This window comes from Paraniabella aurantiaca, from assembly GCF_050309965.1.
Taxonomy (GTDB): domain Bacteria; phylum Bacteroidota; class Bacteroidia; order Chitinophagales; family Chitinophagaceae; genus Niabella.
The window spans coordinates 1,130,047-1,153,569 of record NZ_JBLOSY010000001.1 but is presented as its reverse complement, the minus strand read 5'-3'; the positions used below and the strand labels follow the sequence as shown (position 1 = coordinate 1,153,569).

The window sequence follows — 23,523 nt, the reverse complement described above, 5'->3', positions numbered from 1 at the left end:
TCAGCGGATATATATAAATTAAAATTTGCTATATGGTAAAGAACGCTTTGTTATCTGTTGTTTTTCTTTTTGTACTGGTGAGCGCGGGATACGCTCAAAGTAGTGATGCTGCCATGAACAGTTTCGTCACGGGGTTGCTGAATAAAATGACGCTGGACGAGAAAATTGGTCAGTTGAATTTACCCAGTGCCGGCGAATTTACAACGGGTACAGCTACCAATTCAGATATAGGTGTAAATGTAAAAAAAGGCCTGGTGGGCGGACTCTTCAATATTAAGGGTGTTGAAAAGATCAAAGCCATACAAAAAGTAGCGGTAGAAGAAAGCCGCATGAAAATTCCCATGCTGTTTGGGATGGACGTCATTCATGGTTACGAAACCACTTTTCCTATTCCATTAGGTTTGTCCTGCACCTGGGATATGAAGGCCGTTGAGCAATCGGCCCGCATTGCTGCTGTTGAGGCCAGCGCCGATGGGATTGGCTGGACGTTTAGTCCCATGGTAGACATTTCCCGCGATCCGCGCTGGGGAAGGGTTTCAGAAGGTAATGGCGAAGATCCTTATTTAGGATCACAAATTGCAAAGGCAATGGTGAAGGGCTACCAGGGCGATTTAAGATTGAACAGCAATATACTGGCTTGCGTAAAGCATTATGCCTTGTATGGTGCCGGTGAAGCGGGCAGGGATTATAACACCGTGGATATGAGCCGCATCAGGATGTACAATGAATATTTCCCGCCTTACAAAGCAGCTGTTGACGCAGGAGTAGGAAGTGTAATGGCTTCTTTTAATGAAATAGACGGCATTCCTGCAACGGGTAATAAATGGTTATTGACTGATGTGTTGCGTAAACAGTGGGGCTTTAAGGGCTTTGTGGTAACGGACTATACAGGAATTAACGAAATGGTGGACCACGGTATGGGTGATTTGCAAACCGTGTCGGCTCTCGCCTTAAAGGCTGGGGTAGATATGGATATGGTGGGCGAAGGGTTCTTAAAGACGCTGAAAAAATCTCTTGGAGAGAAGAAGGTGACCGTAGCTGAAATTGACCTGGCTTGCCGCCGTATGCTGGAAGCAAAGTACAAGCTGGGTTTATTTAAGGATCCTTATAAATACTGCGATGAAGCACGTGCTAAAAATGAAATCTTTACCGACGCCAACCGGAAAGTGGCCAGGCAGATAGCTGCGCAAAGCTTTGTGTTGTTGAAGAACCAGGGAAATACATTGCCGTTAAAGAAGTCGGGAAAGATTGCTTTGATCGGACCATTGGCAGATGCTGCCAATAATATGGCAGGTACCTGGAGTGTAGCTACGAAACAAGATAAGTCGGTATCGGTTTTAGCAGGATTAAAGCAGGTATTAGGTAATAATGCTGAAGTGCTTTATGCAAAAGGCAGTAACCTTACCGCAGATGCCGTGTTAGAAGAGCGGGCTACCATGTTTGGCAAAGGTTTAAACCGCGACAAACGCAGTGAGGAAGAGCTGGCTAAAGAGGCTTTGGATATAGCTGCTAAATCGGATGTGATTGTTGCGGCTATGGGTGAGTCAGCTGAATTTAGCGGGGAAGCCAGTAGCCGCTCTGGTATTGACATTCCTGAAACCCAGCAAAAGCTTCTGAAGCAATTATTGGCTACCGGTAAACCTGTAGTATTGGTATTATTTGCAGGCCGACCGCTTACATTAGGCTGGGAAGATAAAAATGTACCGGCTATTCTGAATGTTTGGTTCGGTGGAAGCGAGGCCGGTAGCGCTATCGCCGATGTGTTGTTTGGTGATGTAAACCCTTCCGGTAAATTAACCATGAGCTTCCCGCAGAATGTGGGGCAGATCCCGCTTTACTATGCCCATAAAAATACGGGTCGTCCATTGGCAGAGGGTAAATGGTTTCAAAAATTCAGAAGCAATTATATTGATGTAAGTAATGACCCTTTGTACCCTTTTGGATACGGTTTGAGTTATAGTTCGTTTAACTACAGCGATGTACAATTGAGCAGCACCGCGTTAAAAGGCAATCAAACGTTAAAAGCCAGCGTTACCTTAACTAATACCGGTAAGTATGATGGTCAGGAAGTGGTTCAGCTATATATCAGGGATGTGGCAGGTAGTGTAACCCGGCCTGTGAAGGAGCTGAAAGGGTTTCAGAAGATAGCCGTTAAAGCCGGAGAATCAAAAACAGTTACATTCAATATTACACCTGAGGATCTAAAATTCTACAACAGTAACCTGAAGCATGATTGGGAGCCGGGTGAATTTGAAATAATGATTGGTAGCAATTCCCGAGATGTTAAAATGCAAAAAATAAACTGGACGAAGTAAGAGGTAAGAATTAGGTCGTCGAATGAAACAGGCCACGGTTTAAACCATGGCCTGTTTCATTCGATAATATATCGTTCTAACCTTTCTTCACATATTTGGTGAGAATAACGATAGTCTGGTCATTGATCTTTCCTTCAATTTGCCCGACGTTATCGGGTACCAGCCTTATTCTTTTCACCACTGTTCCTTTAGCTGCGGTAAAGCTGGTGCCTTTAACATTCAGTCCCTGGGTAAGTGTTACAGTGTCCCCGCTCTCAAGGGTGTTGCCAAAGGCGTCTTTATGTACCTCGGCTACTTCAAATATACTTAGCGCCCATTGGGTAACCGCTTCGTCTAACTCAACAGACTGTATAACATCGTTGGCCCAATCATTTTCCTTGCAGGTGTACAACAGCCGGTAGCTTAGCGCCTGTACAGCAGGTTCTGTATTCCAGATACTTCCTTCCAGGCATCTCCAGTATTCGCTTTTATCTTCATTTTTAATGGCCTCGAGGCAACTGTCGCAAAGCGCCACCTGGTTGTCAGCTGAAGAATCATCTTTAGGACTTAGCGTATAATCATGTGTTGCTGGTAAGGCCGAGCAAAGTTCGCAGGTTCCGCCACTTCGCTCTGCTAGTTTTGTGTTGATTGACATAATGCTTCTTTTAAAATGCCGCAAAAGTAATATTAATGTAGTTGCTGCGTTAAATAAATGATGGTAACTTACTTCGGTAATAAAGATTAATCAGGATCAATTTTTTAATTAACGACTATGACAAGTGATGTGATTATTGAAGCCCAAATGCTAATACGTAAGCCGGTGGAAATTGTTTTTAATGCATTTATCGATCCGGTGATAACTACAAAATTCTGGTTTACTAAATCCAGCGGGCCTTTACAGGAAGGGAAAACGGTTACCTGGGAATGGGAGATGTATAAAGTGTCCAGTAATGTCACAACAAAAAAAATCATACCCGATCAATTGATTTCAACTGAGTGGGGAGATCCCGCAACTACTGTTGATTATGAGTTCAATGCGTTAACAGGCGACACCACTTATGTGGTAATAAAAAATTACGGCTTTAATCTTTCCGGAGAAGAGCTGATTGCCGCAGTGATGAATAATACGGGTGGTTTTACCACTGTATTAGATGGTTTGAAAGCCTACCTGGAGTATGGCATAGAGCTCAACCTCGTGGGTGATAAGTTCATTAAAAAGTAAAGGATGGCGCTTGGATTTTGAGCTTTGCGATAAATGAGCGACTGGCATAGTGTATGCTTGTAGAATGGAATTACTTATATTTGTTTTGACGCTTGCTTGCATGATGCACGAAGATATATTGCCCGATAACGTTTTTACTGAGAAGTGGAAGCACCTGATTGCCGCTGGCAATGAAGATGCCTTCAGGGAGATGTTCAATGCCTATGCCGCCCGTTTAACCGCCTTTGCCTTCTCTATTACAAAGAATAAAGAAGCTTCTGTAGAGATCATGGATGAAGTGTTCATTAAAATATGGAAACACAAAGAGCAACTGGTACAGGTTGCCAATATTACAACTTACCTATATACGGCTATTAAGAATACTGCACTGAATTTCCTGTCTCATAAAAGCCGGGAAATGCATCTGCAAGCCTTCGATTTTATCAATATTGAGCTAATGGACGAAGATCGCCCGGACCAGCGGTTGATATCATCTGAAATTTTTACAAAGATCAAAAAGGCGGTGGATGAGCTCCCTCCCAGGTGCAAAATAATTTTTAAGCTGGTTCGCGAAGATGGTTTGAAATATAAGGAAGCTGCAGAAGTGCTGGGTGTTTCGGAAAAAACCATAGATGCTCAAATGGTGATTGCAGTGAAGCGTATCGGAGACGCCGTTGGCAAATATTTTGATCATTTCCCTTCAAGGTTTCAAAAAAAATAAAATTTTTTTTAGGGTCATCTTTTCTTTTGCCTGTCTATTATAATAGAGCAGCTATATGAAGGAAAAACTGGCCATACTACTATCCCGCAAATTATCAGGGGAGGCTACGCCCGGGGAGCTGAAAGAGTTGGAGGAATGGGTCAGGGATAACCCTCAGGATCATTATGTGATAGAGTCGGTTCAGTTGTACTGGCATAATATGCCCGCACAGGATTTTTTCAATATTTCGGATAATGCTCATTTTGAACGGATACTGAATAAAGCTGAAACACCTGTCGTTGCATTATCCCGGCATCAAAATGCAAGAAGAAAGTACAGCCGGGTTGGGTTGAAATGGGCAGCTGCCGCCATTCTTATTGGCGTTGTAGTTGTAGCCGGGCTTATGTTTAACCAACACCAGCCACAAAATGGAGATGGCGCCAAGAACGATATTGTAACTACCCGGGGAACAAAATCAAAAATTATTTTACCCGATGGTACAAAGGTTTGGTTGAATGCGGATACAAGATTGAATTTTGATAAAGAGTTTAATGGAGCGCTGAGGGAAGTGTATCTGGATGGCGAGGCTTTTTTCGATGTTGCCAAAAACAAAGACCGTCCTTTTATTGTGCATACTTCAGACATTGACATACGGGTATTGGGTACTGCGTTTAATGTAAAGTCATATAAGGAAGAAGCTACTATTGAAGCAACCCTGATCCATGGCTCCATACAGGTAACCAAACAGAAGGAGTGTATACCCAAAATAATACTCAGTCCTAATGAAAAGCTGGTATTCAATAAATTGATCGGAAAGGTCATCGGGTCGCCGGATCATCTGCCTATGGTTAAAGAAAAAGAGCCCCAATACCTGGTCTCAAAAATTTCAATAAACGAAAGCAACGATTCCTCGATTGTGGAAACTGCATGGATTCACAACAGGTTATTGTTTGATGGAGATACATTTAAAGAACTGGCGGTAAAAATGGAACGCTGGTTTGACGTACAAATAGAATTTGAAAATGCCGAAGTGGCCAATTACCGGCTGCGCGGGGCATTTGAAGATGAAACGATTGGGGAAGCCTTAAAAGCCCTGCAACAAATAGCTAATTTTAAATTTGCCATAAGAGATAAAACTGTAACGATAGCTAAATAAAAAAACCGGAGAATGCTGCAACATCCACCGGCTACAAGATAAACGGAATACCACTTTACCGGAGGAATTCCTATTGTTTAACTCTAAAATCAAAAGTATGAAAAAAAACGTACTGAAGGGGTTTCTATTCCCTTCAGGGGCGCTGCTCAAAACCTTGCTTGTTATGAAGCTTGCTATTGCAATTGTGTTGTTTACTGCTTTCCAGGTACAGGCCGGCAATGCCTCGGGTCAGGGTATTTCTCTAAACTTAAAAAACACTGATGTTAAAACCGTGCTCACGGCCATAGAAAAAAGCACGCGTTACCGGTTTATTTACAATTACGATTTAAGCGGGTTAAAAGCCCAGTTAGACTTTAAAGCGAAGGAGGCTTCTCTCACTGAGGTATTAAATAAGCTTTTGGAGGGAAACAACCTCGCCTATAAAAAGCTTAATAGAAACCTTATAGCGATCGTTTCTACAATAGATGAAGAAAAGAGACAAATAGAAGTTACAGGTAGGGTGACTGATACAAAAGGAGATCCTATACCAGGTGCGTCGGTTACCGAAAAGGGAGCCAGCAATGGCGTTGTTACAAACGATAACGGGCAATATAAAATTACCGTGGGCGATGGCGCTGTATTGGTTGTGAGTGCTGTGGGCTTTCAGCAGCAGGACATAATTGTTGGTACACAAACCGAGATTAATGTAGCGCTCGAAACTTCCGTATCCAGTTTAAATGAAGTGATCGTAATCGGGTACGGAACCCAACGGAAAAAAGATTTGACAGGTTCGGTGGCAGTGGTTGATATGAAGGAACTTAAAGCGCAGCCTGCTGCAAGTCCACTGGAAGCTCTTCAGGGTAAAGCCGCCGGTGTACAAATTGTAAACGATGGATCGCCGGGTGCCACACCGCAAATTCGTATTCGTGGTTTTAGCACTATTAATAATAATGATCCCCTGTTTATAATAGATGGAATGCCTTACCAGGGAAAATTAAGCTGGTTGAGCTCCAATGATATAGAAAGTATGCAGGTGTTAAAGGATGCCTCTGCTGCTTCTATATATGGTTCGAGAGCCAATAATGGTGTGGTGATTATTACTACGAAAAAGGGACGGTCGGGAAAACCACAGGTTAACCTGGATATTTATTACGGCAGCCAGAACCCCAATCGCAGCCGGTTTCCTACCTATTTAACGCCACAGCAATTTGCTGATTATTTGTTTACCGGCTATAGAAACGCAGGACTGGATCCGACCCAGACAGATTACTACGGAACTAATGCCAACCAGCCAAAATTACCGGAATATTTATTGGCCGGTGCTACCAATGGACAAAAGATTACAGCAGCCATGGTAAATCCATCGCTTTATAAATATACGACCAGTCAAAGCACTTTTTACCAGATCACAAAAGCCAATCAGCAAGGCACCGACTGGTTCAGAACCATTACTCAAAATGCGCCCATGCAAAACTACCAGCTTACGGTGAGTGGGGGATCAGAAAAATCTAACTATGCAGTAAGCGGGGGCTATCTTAACCAGGATGGTATTGTAAGACATACCGGCTTTAAACGTTACACAATAAGAGCTAACACCAATTTTACTTTATTAAATGACAGGCTGCAATTGGGCGAAAATATGCAGTATTCGAGAACCCAGGGTGTTGGCTTTGCAACCAATGTAAATACGCCGGGCAGCTATATGGGTGAAGGATCTCCTATAGGCTGGGCCTATCGCATTCAAACCATTATACCTGTATATGATATTATGGGCAATTTTGCAGGTAGCAGGGGCAACCTGCTGGGAAATGCAGAAAATCCTTTAGCAGTGCTGGTACGTGGAAAAGATAATTTAAATACCAGCAACCAGTTTTTCGGAAGTGCCTTTGCCGATCTTAAGATCCTGGAAGGACTTAATTTAAGAACCACTTATGGTGTAAGATATGAAACATGGAATGGTGTTTCAGTAACTTATCCTAATCCCGAGCGTGCAGAAGGCAGCTATGATAACCACTCTTTTAGTGAAAATATGGGCTGGGGTACCGATTGGACATGGTCTAATACATTAACCTATAAAAAACAGTTCAATGAAAATCATGAACTTACCATTCTGGCGGGTACAGAAGCCATTAAGGCAAACGGCCGGATTTTAAGAGGTTCCGCCAATGGGTTTTATCTCATGGGCGATATGAACTACTATTACATGAATACGGCTAACTCGTCGCCGGTTGCAGGCAATGATATTATACAGCCTAGCTCTCTTTTCTCTATATTGGGTAGGGTAGACTATAGCCTGATGGATAAATATCTGATCTCTGCTACACTACGCCGCGATGGCTCTTCCAGGTTTGGCTCTAATAACCAGTATGGTAATTTCCCGGCAGCCAGCGTAGCATGGCGACTTTCTAACGAAGAGTTTTTTAAAAGTGTGACCTGGTTAAATGATCTGAAGCTTCGCGCAGGTTATGGCGTTACGGGAAACCAGTCCATTCGTGACTTTGAATACCTGAAAAGATTACAGGCTTCGCTGAATAATTCGTTTTACCCCATCAACGGAAGTTTATCCAGTGGTGTTTGGATTGCCAATTACGATAATAAAGATGTGAAATGGGAGCAGGCACAGTCTGTAAACCTGGGGATCGATTTTACCTTATTCAATAATAAGTTAGGCGGTTCATTCGATGTCTACAATAAAAAGACCAAAGACCTTTTATATGTTTTGAATTTACCGGCACAGGCAATCGGAGGCGGACAGTCACCGTTTGTGAACCTGGGAAACATGACTAATAAAGGTTTTGAAATAGCATTGAACTATCACTATTCAAGCCTTGCACCTGTTAACCCGTTTTCGTTAGACGTTGGGGTTAATTTGTCCAGGAACATTAATGAGTTAACAAAACTGGCCGATGGAGTGAAAAGAACCTTCCTGTTAAGCAACCGGTCAGTGCAGCCTTCTGTACTACAGGCGGGCCTTCCCTTCGGTGCCTTTTATGGATATAAAGTAGAAGGAATCTTCAAGTCAGCCGAAGAAATTGCCGGTGCCGCTACCCAGCCAGGCGCGCATTTAGGAGGCTTCAGGTATGCCGATGTATCAGGGCCCAATGGCACTCCTGATGGCATTATTAATGATGATGACCGTACATATATTGGAAATCCACACCCCGACTTTATTTATGGTTTTAACCTGAATGCCCGTTATTATAATTTTGATGTTTCGTTATTCTTTAACGGATCACAGGGTAATGACCTGTTTGACATGACGCGGCTGTACACCGACCTTAGCTTGTTTGACGGATCTGTGAGTGATAGAATGCTCGATGCGTGGAGCCCCACCAATACCGGTAGTAATATACCTGCACCTTACAGAGATCGCCCGGCCATTGAGATGCTTTCCAACAGCTATTTTGTACAGGATGGAAGTTATCTGAAGTTGAAACTGTTGCAAATAGGCTACAATTTTAAATTCAAAGGCGCCCTGCAGGATAAAGTGAAAAACTGCAGGCTGTATGTAAGCGGCACTAATTTATTTACAGTTACTAAGTACACAGGTTTAGATCCGGAAGTTACTTCTTCACCCGGCAGTACAGGTGCCTGGGCGGCGCCAGGTGTAGATATGGGTATGTATCCTATGTCGCGCCAGTTCCTGGTAGGCTTAAATGTTACATTCTAAACCTCGATCTAAAAATATATAACGATGAAAAATTTATATAAATCTATTTTTATTCTCGGCCTGCTATTTATTGTGTATTCCTGTGGAAAAGGCTTTTTGGAACAGAAGCCTCAGGCGATCCTTTCAGAAGAACAACTAAAAGGCGCCAAAGGAGTAGAATCCGCACTCATAGGGGCTTACGGCATCATGAACGGAAACATAAGCGGAACCTGGGGTAATTATTCCAGTTCGCCAAGTCAGTGGTTATTTGGAGAAGTAGGATCTGATAATGCGCACAAGGGAAGTAACTCGCTCGATCAATCTCCCATGAACGATATAGAGCTGCATCGTGTCGATCCGTCGAATGATAACTTACCTACCATGTGGCGCGTTTATTACGAAGGCATTGGCCGCTGCAATCTTACGCTGAGCCTGTTGAAAGCCGTGCAGGAAGGAAGTGGCGACAAACTGAGTGACCAAAGGGCGAAGGAAATTACAGGGGAAGCCAGGCTGCTGCGCGGTCACTATTACTTTTTCCTGGCAAGAGTGTTCAGGGACATTCCCTATGTAGATGAAACCATGAGTACACAGGAGGCTGCAAAAGTAAAAAATGATAAAGATGTATTCCCTATGATCGAAGCCGACTTCAAAGCGGCTATCGATAACCTGCCTGTAGATAAGCCATTGGGCGATGTGGGCCGGGGAGATAAACGGGCAGCGCAGGCTTATTTGGGAAAGCTTTATCTCTATCAAAAAAAATATGCCGAAGCGTTACCCTTATTCCAGGATGTGATCAACAATAAGCCGGCCTTAAGTACGCTTGCATTTGACGCCAATTTTAATATCAAAACAAAAAACGGACCTGAAGGCATACTGGTTTCACAAAGTATAATTAACCCCGATGGAAGTGGAGACAATGGAAATGTAGGCGATATGCTAGGTGGACTCTACGGCGGACCTATTAACTGCTGTGGTTTTTTCCAGCCTACAGTAGACCTGGTAAATTCCTTTAAAGTTGATGCTAATGGTCTTCCGTTTTTAGATGGTAGCTACAGGAATAATCCTTATGTATCAGACCAAGGTTTAACAGGGGCTGAAAAAGATAACTATAAAGTAAATACCACTTTTGCCTTCGATCCCCGCCTGGATTATACTGTGGGCAGGCGGGATGTGAATTACCGCGATTGGGGTGTATTGCAAAGCTCCTGGATTCGTGACCAGGCTTTTAGTGGTCCCTTTGTAGGGGTTAAACAAATGATCAACGTAGCCGATATGGATGGCAATGTTTCTCCGGGCACCAGTAATATCACAGCGCAAAATGTAAACATCATTCGCCTCTCTGATGTGTACCTGATGGCCGCCGAATGTGCGGTTGAAACTAACGCGCTTCCGCTGGCTATGAATATGGTGAACGCGGTGAGGTTGCGAGCAGCCAATTTACCAGCGGTGAAAGCAAGCTCGGGTGCTACAGCAGCGCAATATATGGTAAAGCCCTATACTTCTTTTCCCAACCAGGCCTACGCCCGTAATGCGGTTCGGTTTGAAAGAAGGCTGGAGCTGGCATTGGAAGGTCACCGGTTTTTTGACCTGGTACGCTGGGGAGCAGCGAAGTCGGTGTTAGAACCATTTATGGAGTTCGAGAAAAAATATGTAGCCGCATCGCGCACGATCACTTATACGGATAAAAATAATTATTTACCACTGCCGCAAGAGCAAATAGACCGTGCTCAAGGCACATTGGTTCAAAATCAATAACCATTCTGCCCTCTAAAAGAAAATTCCCATCTGCATAAAAACAGATGGGAATTTTTTATATAACTAATTTGCCTCTAATGTGGTAAATGATTAAATGCACGTTAAGTGGCGCTGGTAAATTGCTTCAAGAACCGCACATCATTCTCACTGAACAGGCGTATATCGTTAATACCGTACTTCAGCATTGCAGGACGTTCTACACCCATGCCAAATGCAAAGCCCGTATATTTCTCAGGGTTAATACCGCAATTCTGTAAAACATTGGGATGTATCATACCGCAGCCCAGGATCTCTACCCAACCTGTTTTTTTACAAATATTACAACCGGTACCACCACAGATAAAGCAGCTCACATCCATCTCGGCGCTGGGCTCTGTAAAAGGAAAATAAGAGGGACGGAAACGTACCCGCACATCCTGCCCGTACATTTCTTTTACAAAGAAGTATAATGTTTGCTTTAAATCAGCAAAAGACACATTCTCGTCGATATATAATCCTTCTACCTGGTGAAAGAAACAATGGCTTCTGGCGCTGATGGTTTCATTACGGTATACCCTACCCGGGCAAATCACGCGAATGGGCAATTTACCCTTCTCCATTTCCCTGATCTGTGTATTGCTGGTATGTGTACGCAGCAGCCAGTCTACAGCGCTGTTCTCTCCCGCATTTACGTAAAAAGTATCCTGCATATCGCGTGCCGGGTGATGTTCCGGCATATTCAGGGCAGTAAAATTATGCCAGTCGTCTTCTATTTCAGGACCTTCAGCAACCGCAAAGCCCAGTCTCTGGAAGATAGAAATAATCCGGTTGCGCATTAACGAAATAGGATGTCGGCTGCCTAACGGCGTTTCGTCACCCGGAAGGCTTAAATCAATTGAAGCAGCCTGGTGCTCAGCGCCCGAATAAGCTTCTTTCAGTGTTTCAAATTTTGCTTCGGCAAACTGTTTAAATTCATTCAGGATCTGTCCTGCTTCACGTTTTTGCTCATTGGGTACGTTTTTCATCTCACCCATGGTTCCCTTAACCAAACCCTTGGTCCCCAGCCACTTAATACGAAACTCTTCAACCTGTTTATCATCCGCAGCAGTAAAAGCTTCAATTTCGCTTTTATATGCGGCTATTTTTTGTAACAAATCCTGCATAGTCTGCAAAGATAAAGCAATGTAGAATGGAAAATATTGAATGTAAACGAAAAAAGACTGTTCGTGTATCAGTCTTTTAAAAGAAACAATGCTGTTCTATAAAGTTAAGAATATTTAATTTATCGGCGGTTTATGAAGCTAACCGTAATTTTGCACCCTAGAAAAATCTGGAATGAAGGTAATTGATCATATTAACAGGGCAAAGGATAAAAACGAAATACTGATCTCTTTCGAAATACTTCCGCCGCTAAAGGGAAAAGGAATTGAAGGGTTGTATGAGCATTTAGACCCGTTGATGGAGTTTAAACCTGCCTATATTAATGTTACCTATCATAGAAGCGAGCACGAGTTTAAAAAAAATCCTGACGGTAGCTTTAAGAAAGTAACGATTCGCAAGCGCCCGGGTACGGAAAGTATTTGTGCTGCCATCATGAATAAATATAATGTGGATACGGTGCCTCACTTGATTTGTGGCGGATTTAGTGTGACAGAAACGGAAGATGCCCTGATTAATTTAAATTACCTGGGTATTGATAATGTGCTGGTATTACGGGGCGATGCGGCTAAAAATGAAACAGCTTTCATTCCGCAGCCTGACGGGCATTTTTATGCAGTTGACCTGTTGAAGCAGGTAGTAAACCTGAATAATGGTGTTTATTTGGAAGAAGAACTGCTGAACAGTCGCAAAACCTCATTTTGTATTGGTGTAGCTGGTTACCCCGAAAAGCATTTTGAAGCACCGAATATGCAAACTGACCTGGTACACCTGAAAGCAAAAGTAGATGCGGGTGCAGACTATATTGTAACCCAAATGTTCTTCGACAATGCTAAGTACTACGCATTTGTGGAAGCCTGCAGGGCAAATGGCATCAACGTTCCCATTGTACCCGGACTAAAGCCTATCTACAATAAGAAGCAACTAACTATGTTGCCGAAAATATTTTCGATCGATTTGCCGCAGGAACTTTCTAAGGAAATTGAAGCCTGTAAAAACAATGCAGAAGTAGAGAAAGTAGGAGAAGACTGGTTGCTGGCGCAGAGCCAGGACCTAAAGAAAAACGGTGCCCCGGGATTACACTATTATACCTTGGGAAAGCCGGGCATTGTAGCAAATGTGATCCGGAGACTTTAATAAGCAATTATGTACGATGTTGGAGGTACGATGTACGTACATCTTACACCGTACATCGTATATAAATAAAATAAATCGTACAGATATTGGCTCGTAGAAAGAAAAATATAACGCTCGAAAACGTATTAATAGAGGATTATGCGGCTGAGGGAAAATCCCTGGCTCGCCTGGATGGAAAGGTGATTTTTGTAGAGCAGGTAGTACCTGGAGATGTGGTAGATGTATGTCTTACCAAAAACAAAAAAGACTGGGGAGAAGGTTGGCCTTTACGCTTCCATTCTTACTCCGACAAAAGAGTTGCCCCGTTTTGTACCCATTTCGGAACCTGTGGTGGTTGCCAATGGCAGATGCTGCCTTATGATCTGCAACTGCAGTACAAGCAAAAACAGGTGCACGATAATTTGAAGAGAATTGGAAAGGTTCAATTGCCGGAGATATGGCCGATTGTAGGTGCAAAAAATATCACGCGCTATCGCAACAAAATCGAATACACATTCGGTACTGATGAGTTCCTGACCAAGGAAGAATTCAACAGGCGTAAAGAAGCCGCGCTGAGCGCCTCTTCAGAAGCCGGATATTTGAACGGTCCCGGTGCTGCAGGCTTTCACGCCAAAGGATCCTGGAGCAAAGTGGTGGATATACAAACCTGTCATTTACAGGCAGAGCCTACCAATGATCTCAGGTTAGCGATCAAGAAATACGCTTTTGAAAACGGCCTTAGTTTTTACAACCTGCGGGAGCAGCATGGCTTTTTACGTACCATGCAGGTACGCCTTTGCGAAACAGGCGAGTGGATGGCCAATATTATGGTAGGGGAGGACGATCCTGAGAAGATTGAACAACTCATGCAATTTGTATTGCAGCAATTCCCTGGTATTACTTCATTGCTGTACACTGTTAACACCAAAAGAAATGATAGCCTGCACGATCTGGAGCCTGTGGTATATCATGGCAGGGGCTATGTAATTGAGCAACTGGAAGACTTTCAGTTTAAAATAGGACCTAAATCTTTTTTTCAGACCAATACCCGCCAGGGCGAAGAATTATACCGGATCACGCGCGATTTTGCTGAATTGACCGGTAAAGAAACTTTATACGACCTGTATTGCGGCACCGGAAGCATCGGTATATTTTGTAGCCGGAATACCGGTAAAATCATAGGAGTAGAAATGATCGATGCTGCTATTGAAGATGCCAAAGAAAATGCAGCGCTTAACAAGTTAGATAAGACCCATTTCTATGCCGGTGATGTGATTAAGGTTTGCGATGATGATTTCTTCTCCAGGCACGGCCGGGCAGATGTAATTATTACTGACCCGCCCAGGGCGGGCATGCATGAAAAACTGGTGCAGAAGATAAATGAAATGGCAGCGCCTACGGTGGTGTATGTAAGCTGTAACCCGGCTACCCAGGCCCGCGACCTGGCATTGCTGGACGAGAAATACACGGTAACCAGAATTCAACCGGTAGATATGTTCCCGCATACGTTGCATATTGAAAATGTTGTACAGTTAAAATTGAGATAACGGGGCATCACTCCCTTGTGCATGCGATTAATAAAATAGCCCGGAACAGATGTTTGATATCTAACATCCGCTCCGGGCTTTGTTTGTAATTAAGCCATTGCTAAAAATCGCCCATATCAGCCAACTCTGCTTTCATCAAAAAAACATTATAAGGCATCCACATCGACATCAGGAAATATAGGTTATCGCCTGTTGCAGACATAGGGTGCAGGTAAGAGCCATACAGTTGGGGATACGCTGTACCTGCAGCCAACTCGTAAGGACGACTCCAGGGACCGGTAATATTTTCTGCTGTTCGCATCGTAATATTATAGCGGTCTTCACTAAAATAAGTAAGGATCCATTTTTTGTGTTTGGTATTATAAACAAAAGAAAGCTCACCTACTTTTTCGTTGATGAGAATACTGGCCGCCGACTCATTACCGGTTATCCATTGATTGCCCGCACTGTTCCAATATTCATACAGAGTTGGGTTTTCAATATCAGCTTCTTTAAACCGGGCTAAATAGGCCGGGTTATTTCTTCCTGCATGAGTGCCCATCATGTACACATACCCATCTTTTTTAAAATAACCTGCCATGCCGAAATTGCTGTTGGCAGAAAACAGCACGGTTTCACATTTTTTCCAGGTCTCTCCGTTATCAACTGACTTATACAAACCCGAATGATTGGTGATCCAGCCGGTCCAGTTCCTGATATTGAAATAATGTACATAGTCCGCTCCGTTAGCCCGTATAGCTGCAGAAGGTATAGAGGTCAGGTTGCCATTACCTGATTGATCTTTTCCACCCGGAACAATTTCGCGGGCATTGCCTGCATTATCAGTGGCCATGCTACTAAATGTAAGGCCATCATCTAACTGGCTATCATTAGAGAATGCCAGCACATTGGAACGCCAGCTGCCTCCGTTAGGACCAGGATTGGCTGCGTTAGGAGCAAAGTCCTGTCCAAAAGTGTCGCCGAAGAATATACCGTACTTGTTGGATTCCATTTCCCATACAATTCCAAGGTCGGTGCCGCCTACATTCCACTTGCCGGCTGTGTTATTCGGATTAGGGAATGACTCGCTGCCAATGGGCTTACCCGTTACCCGGGAAACGCGCTGCATGCTTCGTACAAAAAAGCCCCATCGGTTGTCCACATCTAAGGCAAGCGTGTTCGATATATTTCCATCTTTATAATGGGCTTTCAACAACAATTTAAAAGACTGCGGGTCTGTTGCCTGGATTGTATAATCAAAGGTATAAGACGATGCCAGCTCGCCACGGCTTATTTTGGCGCTGTAACTATTACCTCCGCTTTTGGCAACGGATATATAATCTATAGCATCAAGGTTTTTAAAGCTTAAGGCCGTAGAAACTTTTTTCGTTTGCTTATCGGGAATAAGAACCGTTTGAGCCGCTATGAGCTCGTCTGCAGGAACGAAAACATCTTTTTCCCCGTCTTTTTTACAGGCAATAAGCAGGCAAAGAAAGCACGCTATTACTGCATGCAGCGTGCTTTCTTTAACCGACATGGTGTATTGTTGTAGCATTAGTAGCCAGGATTTTGTGTGTAGTTGCCTTTAGCCCAATTGATCTGTGGCTGTGGTATCGGGAAAAATTCATCGCGGCCCGATGTGAATTTCGCAACGTTGAACCAGGGGAACCGGGTTTTTTCAATAGCAAAATAATCATTCATTATTTTCTCCAAAATGCCCCAACGTTGTAAGTCAAAGAAACGGCGTCCTTCACCAGCCATTTCCAGGCGGTTTTCCCATTGCATGGCTTTTAAAGCAAAGTCCTTGGTCCAGGTGCAGTTAACACCGGGTTTGTAGGTTTCGATACGGTAATTCAATACCGGTTGTCCGTTGCTTTTTACAAGTCGCGCAGTACTGTTTGCAGCTCGTTGGCGAATTTTGTTAATTGGCTCCAGCGCTTCCTGGTGTCTGTCCAGCTGTATCAAAATTTCCGCCTTCCATAATAAAATCTCATCATAGCGGATCATTCTTTTGTTCATCGAATTAAATTGCCAGCCATCGTACAATAGGCATCCGCAATTGGGGCGGGGCAGTTCTTTGATCGATTTAAAATAGCCATATTCTGCCGGGTTGCGAATGCCTTTACTTTCAAATATCAGGTTGGGGTCATATTTCCATGGCAAACCAGGCGCTGCTATAGTGTGGCTGAACCTGGGATCAAAGCTGTTGTTGGTAAAATAGGTAACGGAATTATCCGCATAACTACCAATATTATAGGTATCGAATAAAGGCAGCCCGTCAGCGCCGGTTTTAAACGCGTTACCCATAGTATAGCTTATCTGGTGAAAACCACAGCAGGTAAAACCTCCCCAGTTAAAGGGATGATTCAATCCTTCTCCACGATTTATTTTTCCACCTGTAGAGCTGCCGTCGTTAATAGAGTATTGAATCTCCCAGATGGACTCTTTGGTTTTATTGTCAAAAGCCACCTCGAAGTTGTCAGAAAAATCGGCTTGCAGTCCCACTTTAGCGCCCTCCTGGCTGGTTATCTTGTTCAAATAGGTCAATGCCTCAGATAGCTTGTCTTTATTAATGTTCACTACTTTGTGCATGTCATCCTGCTCATAGGCCATAAACATCAATACTCTTGCAACCATTGCTGTAGCCGCATTCTTATCTACTCTTCCTTTGTCCTCCTGGTTATCGGGTAAGCGGCTTTCTGCATCCTTAAAATCGTTCAGAATTTTTTCCCATAAATACTGGTCGTTCGGAAAGTTTTTATCCCTGTTCGGAACTGCTTCAAATGCGGCGCTGGCGCCCACAACATTTTCGTCGATATACGGAATGTACTTAAAGAACTCTTTAAGCCTGAAATGTACAAATGCACGAATAAACTTTACTTCTCCGATTCGGATATCTTTTGAAGGGAAGGCTTCTTTGCTGATCAATTGTAGCTTTTGTATCGCAGTATTACAGCGTTGAATGATCTGGTAGGACACATACCAGGGATAGTCCAGTGGCCAGCCGTTAGGATTAAGGCCCACAAATGTTTCCATATTATGCCATCCGTCACCGTCCCAGGTGCCTCCTCCACCTTTATAAGAATCATCAGCGCGCATAGAGCCAGACCACCACGGAGAGAAGGGCGAATCAAAGGATGGTATGTCCGTCATTCTTGCGTAGGCCGCAGTAACAAAGCCCTCCATATCTTCGGGTTTGGTCAGGAGCCCTTCATCCAAAACCTGCTTAGGTGGAACATCAAGGTATTTATCACATCCTGTAAAAAACAGTGTCAATAAAGCGGATAGTAGAAAATATTTATACTTATTCATTGTAAATAATTTAGAATGTAACGTTAAGTCCCAGGGTATAAAAAGCAGGTGTCAGGTAGCCATAACCTGGCATTTCCGGATCAAAACTGGTGAACTGGCTGTTTTTGAGTGTAAGAATATTTCTTGCTGAGGCATACACTCTCAGGTGTTGCATCCGGGCCCGTGCTGATATTTTTTTAGGCAGTGTATAACCTAATTCTATATTTCTCAACTTTAAATAAGAGCCGTCTTCTACAAAGTAGCTGGACATGCGTACCTCTGCATTCTGATTGGAATTGGAGATGGCTGGAATATCGGAATTCTGGTTATCGAAATACCAGGCCCCTAAAATACGGGTAGGGTGGTTCTTATGGGCAGGAACACTTATGTTCCATAAATCAGATTCATATTTCCACGAATTAAGCACTTTATTACCAAAAACCCCCTGGAAGAAAACATTCAAATCAAAATTGCGATAACCTAGATCAAAGGTAACCCCTCCAAAAAATTTAGGATCCAGTACGCCAATATAAGCCCTGTCATTTATTTCTTCAATTTTACCGTTTCCATCTACATCTTTATAGCGAATACGCCCGATGGCTTTACCGGTTTGTTCTGCATGGGCATCTACTTCCTCCTGGGTTTTAAAGATACCATCCGCTACCAGGCCATATAGGATGTTCGGGCTTTTGCCTACTACATTATCTTCCTTTCCATTCCCGGGATATTTGTTGATTACGTTCTCAGGTATGCTGATGATCTTTGTTTTGTAAGTGCCTATATTAGCTGACACCCCATATTGCAGTCCGTACTTCGTATTGTCTTTATATCCCAATTCAAACTCAATACCCCTGTTGTTCATAGCAGCACCATTGATCCACGGTTCGCCACCTTCTCCCATAGCAGCAATGTAGGGGGTTTGCACCAGGATATCTGTAGTCTTTTTAAAGTAATAATCAAACGAACCATTTAAGCGATAATTGAAAAGACTAAAGTCGATACCCAGGTCTGTTTGTTTGGTGGTCTCCCATCTCAGATCAGGATTTCCCAACCAGGTTCTTCTGTAACCAGAAAGTAACGGGCCTGTTTCATTACCCTTGATTGGATACGATGTGCCAAAATAGTCTGTAGTGAACGGTGTTGAGGTGTAGCCCCGCGGCAGGCCCTGAACACTACCATTGGCGCCCCAGCTGGCCCTTATCTTCAGATCTGAAATAAAACTAACATCTTCCATGAATTTTTCCTGGCTCAATCTCCACCCTGCAGAAAATGCGGGGAAAACAGCATACCGGTGGTTCACACCAAAAAGCGAAGAACCATCTCTGCGGAGTGTGGCCGAGAGGAGATACTTTTGATCGTAAGTATAATTGGCTTTACCAAATAGTGAATAATATACGTATTCGTCTGCCGAACTGCCCAATGAGTACTTGTCGCCTGTAGTAATTCCCAAATGCGCAAAGTCGCGGTCTTCCAGGTAAACGCCTTCTCTGCGGGCGCTAAATCCTTCCTGCACAAAGCGCGTGTACTCAATGCCTCCCACTGCGTTAAAACTGTGTTTGCCCTTATTAAGATTATATCCTAAGGTATTCGTCCATACATAGCTTAGAGCATGCGATTGCGTGTTGCCTACGTAGTTTTCGCCATTACTGCTGCGGCCACCGGTTTCCGACCACTCTTTATCCAGTGCTCGGTTATAAGCGTTGCCATAGTCAATTCCGAATTGAGAGCGGGCAGATATGCCTTTCCATATATTCAGGTCGGCAAAAACATTTCCGATGATTTTAACAAAATGGTTGATGTTGTCTTTGTTATCGGTAAGTACCCTTACAGGATTGGTAAAATCATCAAAACCAGCGGCTCCGGCCCAGCCTCCGTTGATGTCACGCACCGGAACTGCCGGAGGGTTGATTAATGCCCAACGCAGTTCATTGGCATCCCTGTACTGCAAATAGGAGATGGCCAGGTTTTCGCCTATTTTCAAACGGTCATTAATAAGGCTGTATTCTGTATTGGATCTGATGGAATATTTCCTGAAGAAAGTATGTATCTGTGTTCCTTCGTTGTTAAAATATCCCAGCGAGAAAAGGCTTTTTGACCTATCGGTACCTTTCGACACCGTTACCTGGTGTTCCATCATAGTAGCCGGCTGAAGAATTTCATCAAGCCAGTTAGTATTGGACCCTCTTACGGTTTTGTCTGCATTGAGCCATTCAGCAGGTTTTACGGCATCCAGTACCGCCCTGCCATCAGCATCCCGGTGCCAGGTGAAATCGTATGTCGCCGGTAAATTGAGCGGAGTACCATATACTTCCTCATCATAGGCATAAGCCCTGAACATTGCAGTACCATATTCCTCTGCGTTCATTAATTTGGGCTTTCGGATGACTTTGCTTTGTGCCAGACTACCTGAATACTCAACTCTTGTCTGGCCGCTCTTTGCCTTTTTGGTTTGAACTAATATAACGCCACCCGATGCCCTGGCTCCATAAATACTGGCCGACGCGGCATCTTTTAATACCTGCATAGACTCAATATCGGCTGCGTTAATGTCACGGAGATTTAAGTTCTCTGTAGGCATACCATCTAGTACAATCAGGGGCCGCACACTTCCCGAGAGGGAAGAAAGTCCCCTGATTTGTACGGTTACATTTTCAGCGGGATTGCCGCCATTGGTAGTAATGAGTACACCCGCCAGTTTCCCCTGTAAAGATTTCATGGCATTGGCAGAAGGATTTTTTGCGATATCGTTGTTGGTAGCCATTGATATGGCGCCTGTAAGATCTTTTTTCTTTTGCACCATATAACCCACATATACTTCCTCCATCAGGGCCACTTCATTTTCCATGGCTACATCAATTACCGGGGAGCCTGCTGTCACCTTTTCTTCCGGCTTTTTACCCGCATAGGTGAATATCAATATCGCATCGTTTGAAGCGACGGCAATTTCATATTGTCCCGCGCTATTGGTGACCGTGCCGCCGGCTGCGCCCTTTACACTCACGCTTACGCCGCTCAGAGGCGTTCCTGTTTCTTTTTCAGTAACAGTGCCTTTAACTACTCTGTCCTGATACAGCTTTACCGCATTTGCGGCTACCTGTAAACAAATAACCTGGCACAAAAGGAAGCAAGCCACGATTATTTTGCATTTACTATTCATTTTGTTCTTCTTCATAATATTTAAGAATTGGTTTCCAGTTCTTTTAATTAAGGGTTCTGTTTTCCTGCAATTACTTTAGTTAGCAGTAATTATCCTGTTAGGTATACGGCTTTTTCAATGTAAACACTAGCTAGCCAATTGATTGTTTTCCTGCTTTTCATTTTCTCTTATTTTTTATTTTTTTTACAAAATCGTTTGCAGTTAATGGGCTGACGCCAAAAACATAGCTGCATCCCTGCACGAATGGCGCTTTCAGTTCAAAGTTCTCATAGGCAATACCTCCCGGGATAGGAGACTGGCTGGCCCAGTAGGCATAGCGGCCATTTACCAGGCCTTTCATTTTTTCGTTGTTGTTTTTGCTATACCAGTACTGTGTTGCTTTTTTCCCGTAGTATTTCCAATGATCATTGGTTCCGCTTGCATAAGCGGCTACTGAAGGATTCTTCTCATTTGGCGCAGCAATAAAATAGGCCACTCCATTCCTGTTCTTTATAAAACTGCTTACAGGAAAATGAGCGTGGGCTGTAAACCCATCCTCTTTATAGCCGGGCCACAGCGTCCCCGAAGAAACCGTTCCTGTCTGCAGGTATAGATCTCGTAACCGGGCATAATTTCCCATAGTTGCCGTAACAATAAAGTGATCGAGAGCTTTAGAACCCGGTGCTGTGTAAGTTGTGATTTCTACTTCGTAGGGTTGGTCTTCGTAAAATCTAAGTCTTGTGTAAACTATGGCTCCATTATCAAAGGCTTCGGAGAATACGTATACCGTCAATGTTTCTGCTCCTGCTGTTTTTTCTATAATGCCTGTGGCGGGTATATCTTCCCGGGCAGGTATGGTACTTGTTGAGTCGTTAGCACTCCAAAACCTTTTGCCCCTTTTGTTGTCAAGAGTACTCATTTCAAGTTCAGAGAGCCCGCGATGGTCACCCCTTTTTACGATGGGTTCAAAAGCAATAAAATTCATTACTTCAGCTTCTTGGTGACCCAGGTAAGGGGTGTATATGCGCAGTAAACCTCTCGGACCAGGAAGAGGGGACAACCCCACCTGTAATCCGTTCGCATGGCCCCAAACCGGCTGTGCGGGTGAACCCTGTGAAGGTTGTATCCACTTGGTTCCCTTTTTGGGGGCTGCCAGATCTTTCCAGTTCTGTGCACTGGCTGCTGCACAAATAAATAAAAAGCATATGCAGGATATAAATACAGTATACAATCTCTTCATATGGGCTATTAAGTTTTTTATTTCATGTCGTTGATCCATCTACATTGCCGGTAACCTTATTCGGGCTTTAACAAGAGGTAAAATGCAGATCGGCAACGAACCTTTATTTTTAAAACCACATCATATGCTTTTGAACAATTAACACAACCTCACCCCAATTCGTGTTTAAGAAGGAACGGCCGCCCTCTTCCAGCTTCTTAGTATGCGATTAAGTAAGCGTTCTCCACACAAATTGTTCTAAACTGCATCATTATAAATTGGCTTAATCGTTTAAGCATTTAGTTAAAAAAATATGTTTTCAAGCAAACGTCTCACAAAAATACTGCTTAATCGTTTAAATAGACAAATTTTTAAGCTTAAAAAATAAAAAATTTGTGGGAGGGTAAGTAGTGAAAGCAGGTTAATGTGACAGAATAAGGATCCCACAGTTGTCAGGAAAAAGATAAAATCTCATTTTGGTTAAAACCCGTTAAAGTGGAATGGAACTGAAAAAGGATACACGAAGGCTATAGTCCCCGGTGAGTGCCGCTAAAAGTTGGCCCAGGGTACACAGGTTTGCCGAAATAAGAAAAATAATGACGCGATTGGCCCAATTAAACATACTTAAAAACATTTCGTTATTAACGCTTGTATTAAACATTTAAAAATAGCCTTAAAAAGAATTCCATAATTATCTTTGTCCGATGAGTTTTAATTACAGGCCTGCAGAAAAGTTTCCCCCGGCGGTCAAAAACCTGATCCTGATTAATGTGCTGGTTTGGGTGGCCCAATTACTATACGATCCTAAATATAATCTCACCGCTAAAATTGGGTTATGGCCGGTTAGTGACGAGCATTTCCGCCCCTGGCAACTGGTTACACACATGTTTGCCCATGCTTCCTATAATACCGATCTTTTCGGCAATCCTGTAGGCGGCATTATTTTCTATCATATTCTTTTTAATATGTTTGCCTTGTGGATGTTTGGGCGTATTTTGGAAAACGTGTGGGGATCCAAAAGGTTCCTGATTTTTTATATGATATGTGGCCTGGGAGCGGGCCTGGCGCATTTGCTGACAGATTCGAGCATGGCTGTGGGCGCTTCAGGAGCCGTATTTGGTATTTTGGTAGCATTTGGAATGACCTTTCCTAATACCGAGCTTTATATTATGTTTATCCCCATACCGGTAAAGGCTAAATGGGCTATTATTGGATTAATAGCCATCGATCTTTTTGGGGGGATATACCAGGTGCCAGGCGATAATATTGCGCATTTCGCCCACCTGGGCGGCGCAGCTACCGGCTTTATTTTGCTAAAAATATGGAACAAAAAGAACCGGAGAACGTTATATTAGCAAATACGT

Annotated in this window: 15 protein-coding genes; 9 read left to right on the top strand and 6 right to left on the bottom strand. The window is 43.4% G+C overall.

Annotated elements, in window-relative coordinates:
* Positions 1 to 32 precede the first annotated feature (32 nt).
* On the top strand, positions 33 to 2,315 hold the full coding sequence (bglX, locus tag ACLOAU_RS05015) for a beta-glucosidase BglX (protein ID WP_427860754.1): 2,283 nt from the start codon (positions 33 to 35) through the stop codon (positions 2,313 to 2,315).
* A gap of 76 nt (positions 2,316 to 2,391) precedes the next feature.
* On the opposite strand, the gene ACLOAU_RS05010 is transcribed toward bglX, so the two are convergent.
* Positions 2,392 to 2,949, bottom strand: a complete 558-nt coding sequence (locus tag ACLOAU_RS05010) for a PhnA domain-containing protein (protein WP_427860753.1) — start codon at positions 2,947 to 2,949, stop codon at positions 2,392 to 2,394.
* A 117-nt stretch (positions 2,950 to 3,066) separates the two neighbouring features.
* Here ACLOAU_RS05010 and ACLOAU_RS05005 point away from each other — a divergent pair, with 117 nt between their 5' ends.
* From ACLOAU_RS05005 to ACLOAU_RS04985, 5 genes are all read left to right on the top strand, one after another.
* Positions 3,067 to 3,516, top strand: a complete 450-nt coding sequence (locus ACLOAU_RS05005) for an SRPBCC family protein (RefSeq protein ID WP_427860752.1) — start codon at positions 3,067 to 3,069, stop codon at positions 3,514 to 3,516.
* 64 nt (positions 3,517 to 3,580) lie between these two features.
* Entirely contained in the window at positions 3,581 to 4,216 is a 636-nt protein-coding gene (locus tag ACLOAU_RS05000; RefSeq protein ID WP_427860751.1) for an RNA polymerase sigma-70 factor, read from the top strand.
* A gap of 55 nt (positions 4,217 to 4,271) precedes the next feature.
* Positions 4,272 to 5,351: a FecR family protein gene (locus tag ACLOAU_RS04995; protein ID WP_427860750.1), complete on the top strand. Its 1,080-nt coding sequence runs from the start codon at positions 4,272 to 4,274 to the stop codon at positions 5,349 to 5,351.
* 97 nt (positions 5,352 to 5,448) lie between these two features.
* Positions 5,449 to 9,000 (top strand): SusC/RagA family TonB-linked outer membrane protein, encoded by a 3,552-nt coding sequence (locus ACLOAU_RS04990; protein WP_427860749.1) that lies wholly within the window; start codon positions 5,449 to 5,451, stop codon positions 8,998 to 9,000.
* A gap of 24 nt (positions 9,001 to 9,024) precedes the next feature.
* Positions 9,025 to 10,734, top strand: a complete 1,710-nt coding sequence (locus ACLOAU_RS04985; protein ID WP_427860748.1) for a RagB/SusD family nutrient uptake outer membrane protein — start codon at positions 9,025 to 9,027, stop codon at positions 10,732 to 10,734.
* A 101-nt stretch (positions 10,735 to 10,835) separates the two neighbouring features.
* Here ACLOAU_RS04985 and pheS read toward each other — a convergent pair whose 3' ends face one another.
* The gene (pheS, locus tag ACLOAU_RS04980) at positions 10,836 to 11,876 is read right to left on the bottom strand and encodes a phenylalanine--tRNA ligase subunit alpha (RefSeq protein ID WP_427860747.1); all 1,041 of its coding nucleotides are present in this window, start codon (positions 11,874 to 11,876) and stop codon (positions 10,836 to 10,838) included.
* A gap of 172 nt (positions 11,877 to 12,048) precedes the next feature.
* Between pheS and metF the strand changes: the two genes are divergently transcribed.
* A complete protein-coding gene (gene metF / locus ACLOAU_RS04975; RefSeq protein WP_427860746.1) occupies positions 12,049 to 13,008 on the top strand; it encodes a methylenetetrahydrofolate reductase [NAD(P)H] in 960 nt (319 codons plus the stop codon).
* An 86-nt stretch (positions 13,009 to 13,094) separates the two neighbouring features.
* Entirely contained in the window at positions 13,095 to 14,534 is a 1,440-nt protein-coding gene (gene rlmD, locus ACLOAU_RS04970; protein WP_427860745.1) for a 23S rRNA (uracil(1939)-C(5))-methyltransferase RlmD, read from the top strand.
* Between the two features lie 100 nt (positions 14,535 to 14,634).
* Here the strand turns inward: rlmD and ACLOAU_RS04965 are convergent, their stop codons facing one another.
* From ACLOAU_RS04965 to ACLOAU_RS04950, 4 genes are all read right to left on the bottom strand, one after another.
* Entirely contained in the window at positions 14,635 to 16,068 is a 1,434-nt protein-coding gene (locus tag ACLOAU_RS04965; RefSeq protein WP_427860744.1) for a glycoside hydrolase family 183 protein, read from the bottom strand.
* The gene (locus tag ACLOAU_RS04960; protein ID WP_427860743.1) at positions 16,068 to 17,825 is read right to left on the bottom strand and encodes a RagB/SusD family nutrient uptake outer membrane protein; all 1,758 of its coding nucleotides are present in this window, start codon (positions 17,823 to 17,825) and stop codon (positions 16,068 to 16,070) included. Before ACLOAU_RS04960 ends, ACLOAU_RS04965 begins: the two co-directional genes overlap by 1 nt.
* 10 nt (positions 17,826 to 17,835) lie before the next feature.
* Positions 17,836 to 20,976, bottom strand: coding sequence for a SusC/RagA family TonB-linked outer membrane protein (locus ACLOAU_RS04955; protein ID WP_427860742.1), 3,141 nt, complete (start codon positions 20,974 to 20,976; stop codon positions 17,836 to 17,838).
* A gap of 142 nt (positions 20,977 to 21,118) precedes the next feature.
* Complete coding sequence (locus tag ACLOAU_RS04950) at positions 21,119 to 22,180, bottom strand: hypothetical protein (RefSeq protein WP_427860741.1); 1,062 nt, start codon at positions 22,178 to 22,180, stop codon at positions 21,119 to 21,121.
* A 683-nt stretch (positions 22,181 to 22,863) separates the two neighbouring features.
* Between ACLOAU_RS04950 and ACLOAU_RS04945 the strand changes: the two genes are divergently transcribed.
* Positions 22,864 to 23,514 carry a rhomboid family intramembrane serine protease gene (locus tag ACLOAU_RS04945; RefSeq protein ID WP_427860740.1) on the top strand — a complete coding sequence of 217 codons (651 nt, stop codon included), beginning with the start codon at positions 22,864 to 22,866 and terminating at the stop codon, positions 23,512 to 23,514.
* The last annotated feature ends 9 nt before the right edge of the window (positions 23,515 to 23,523 follow it).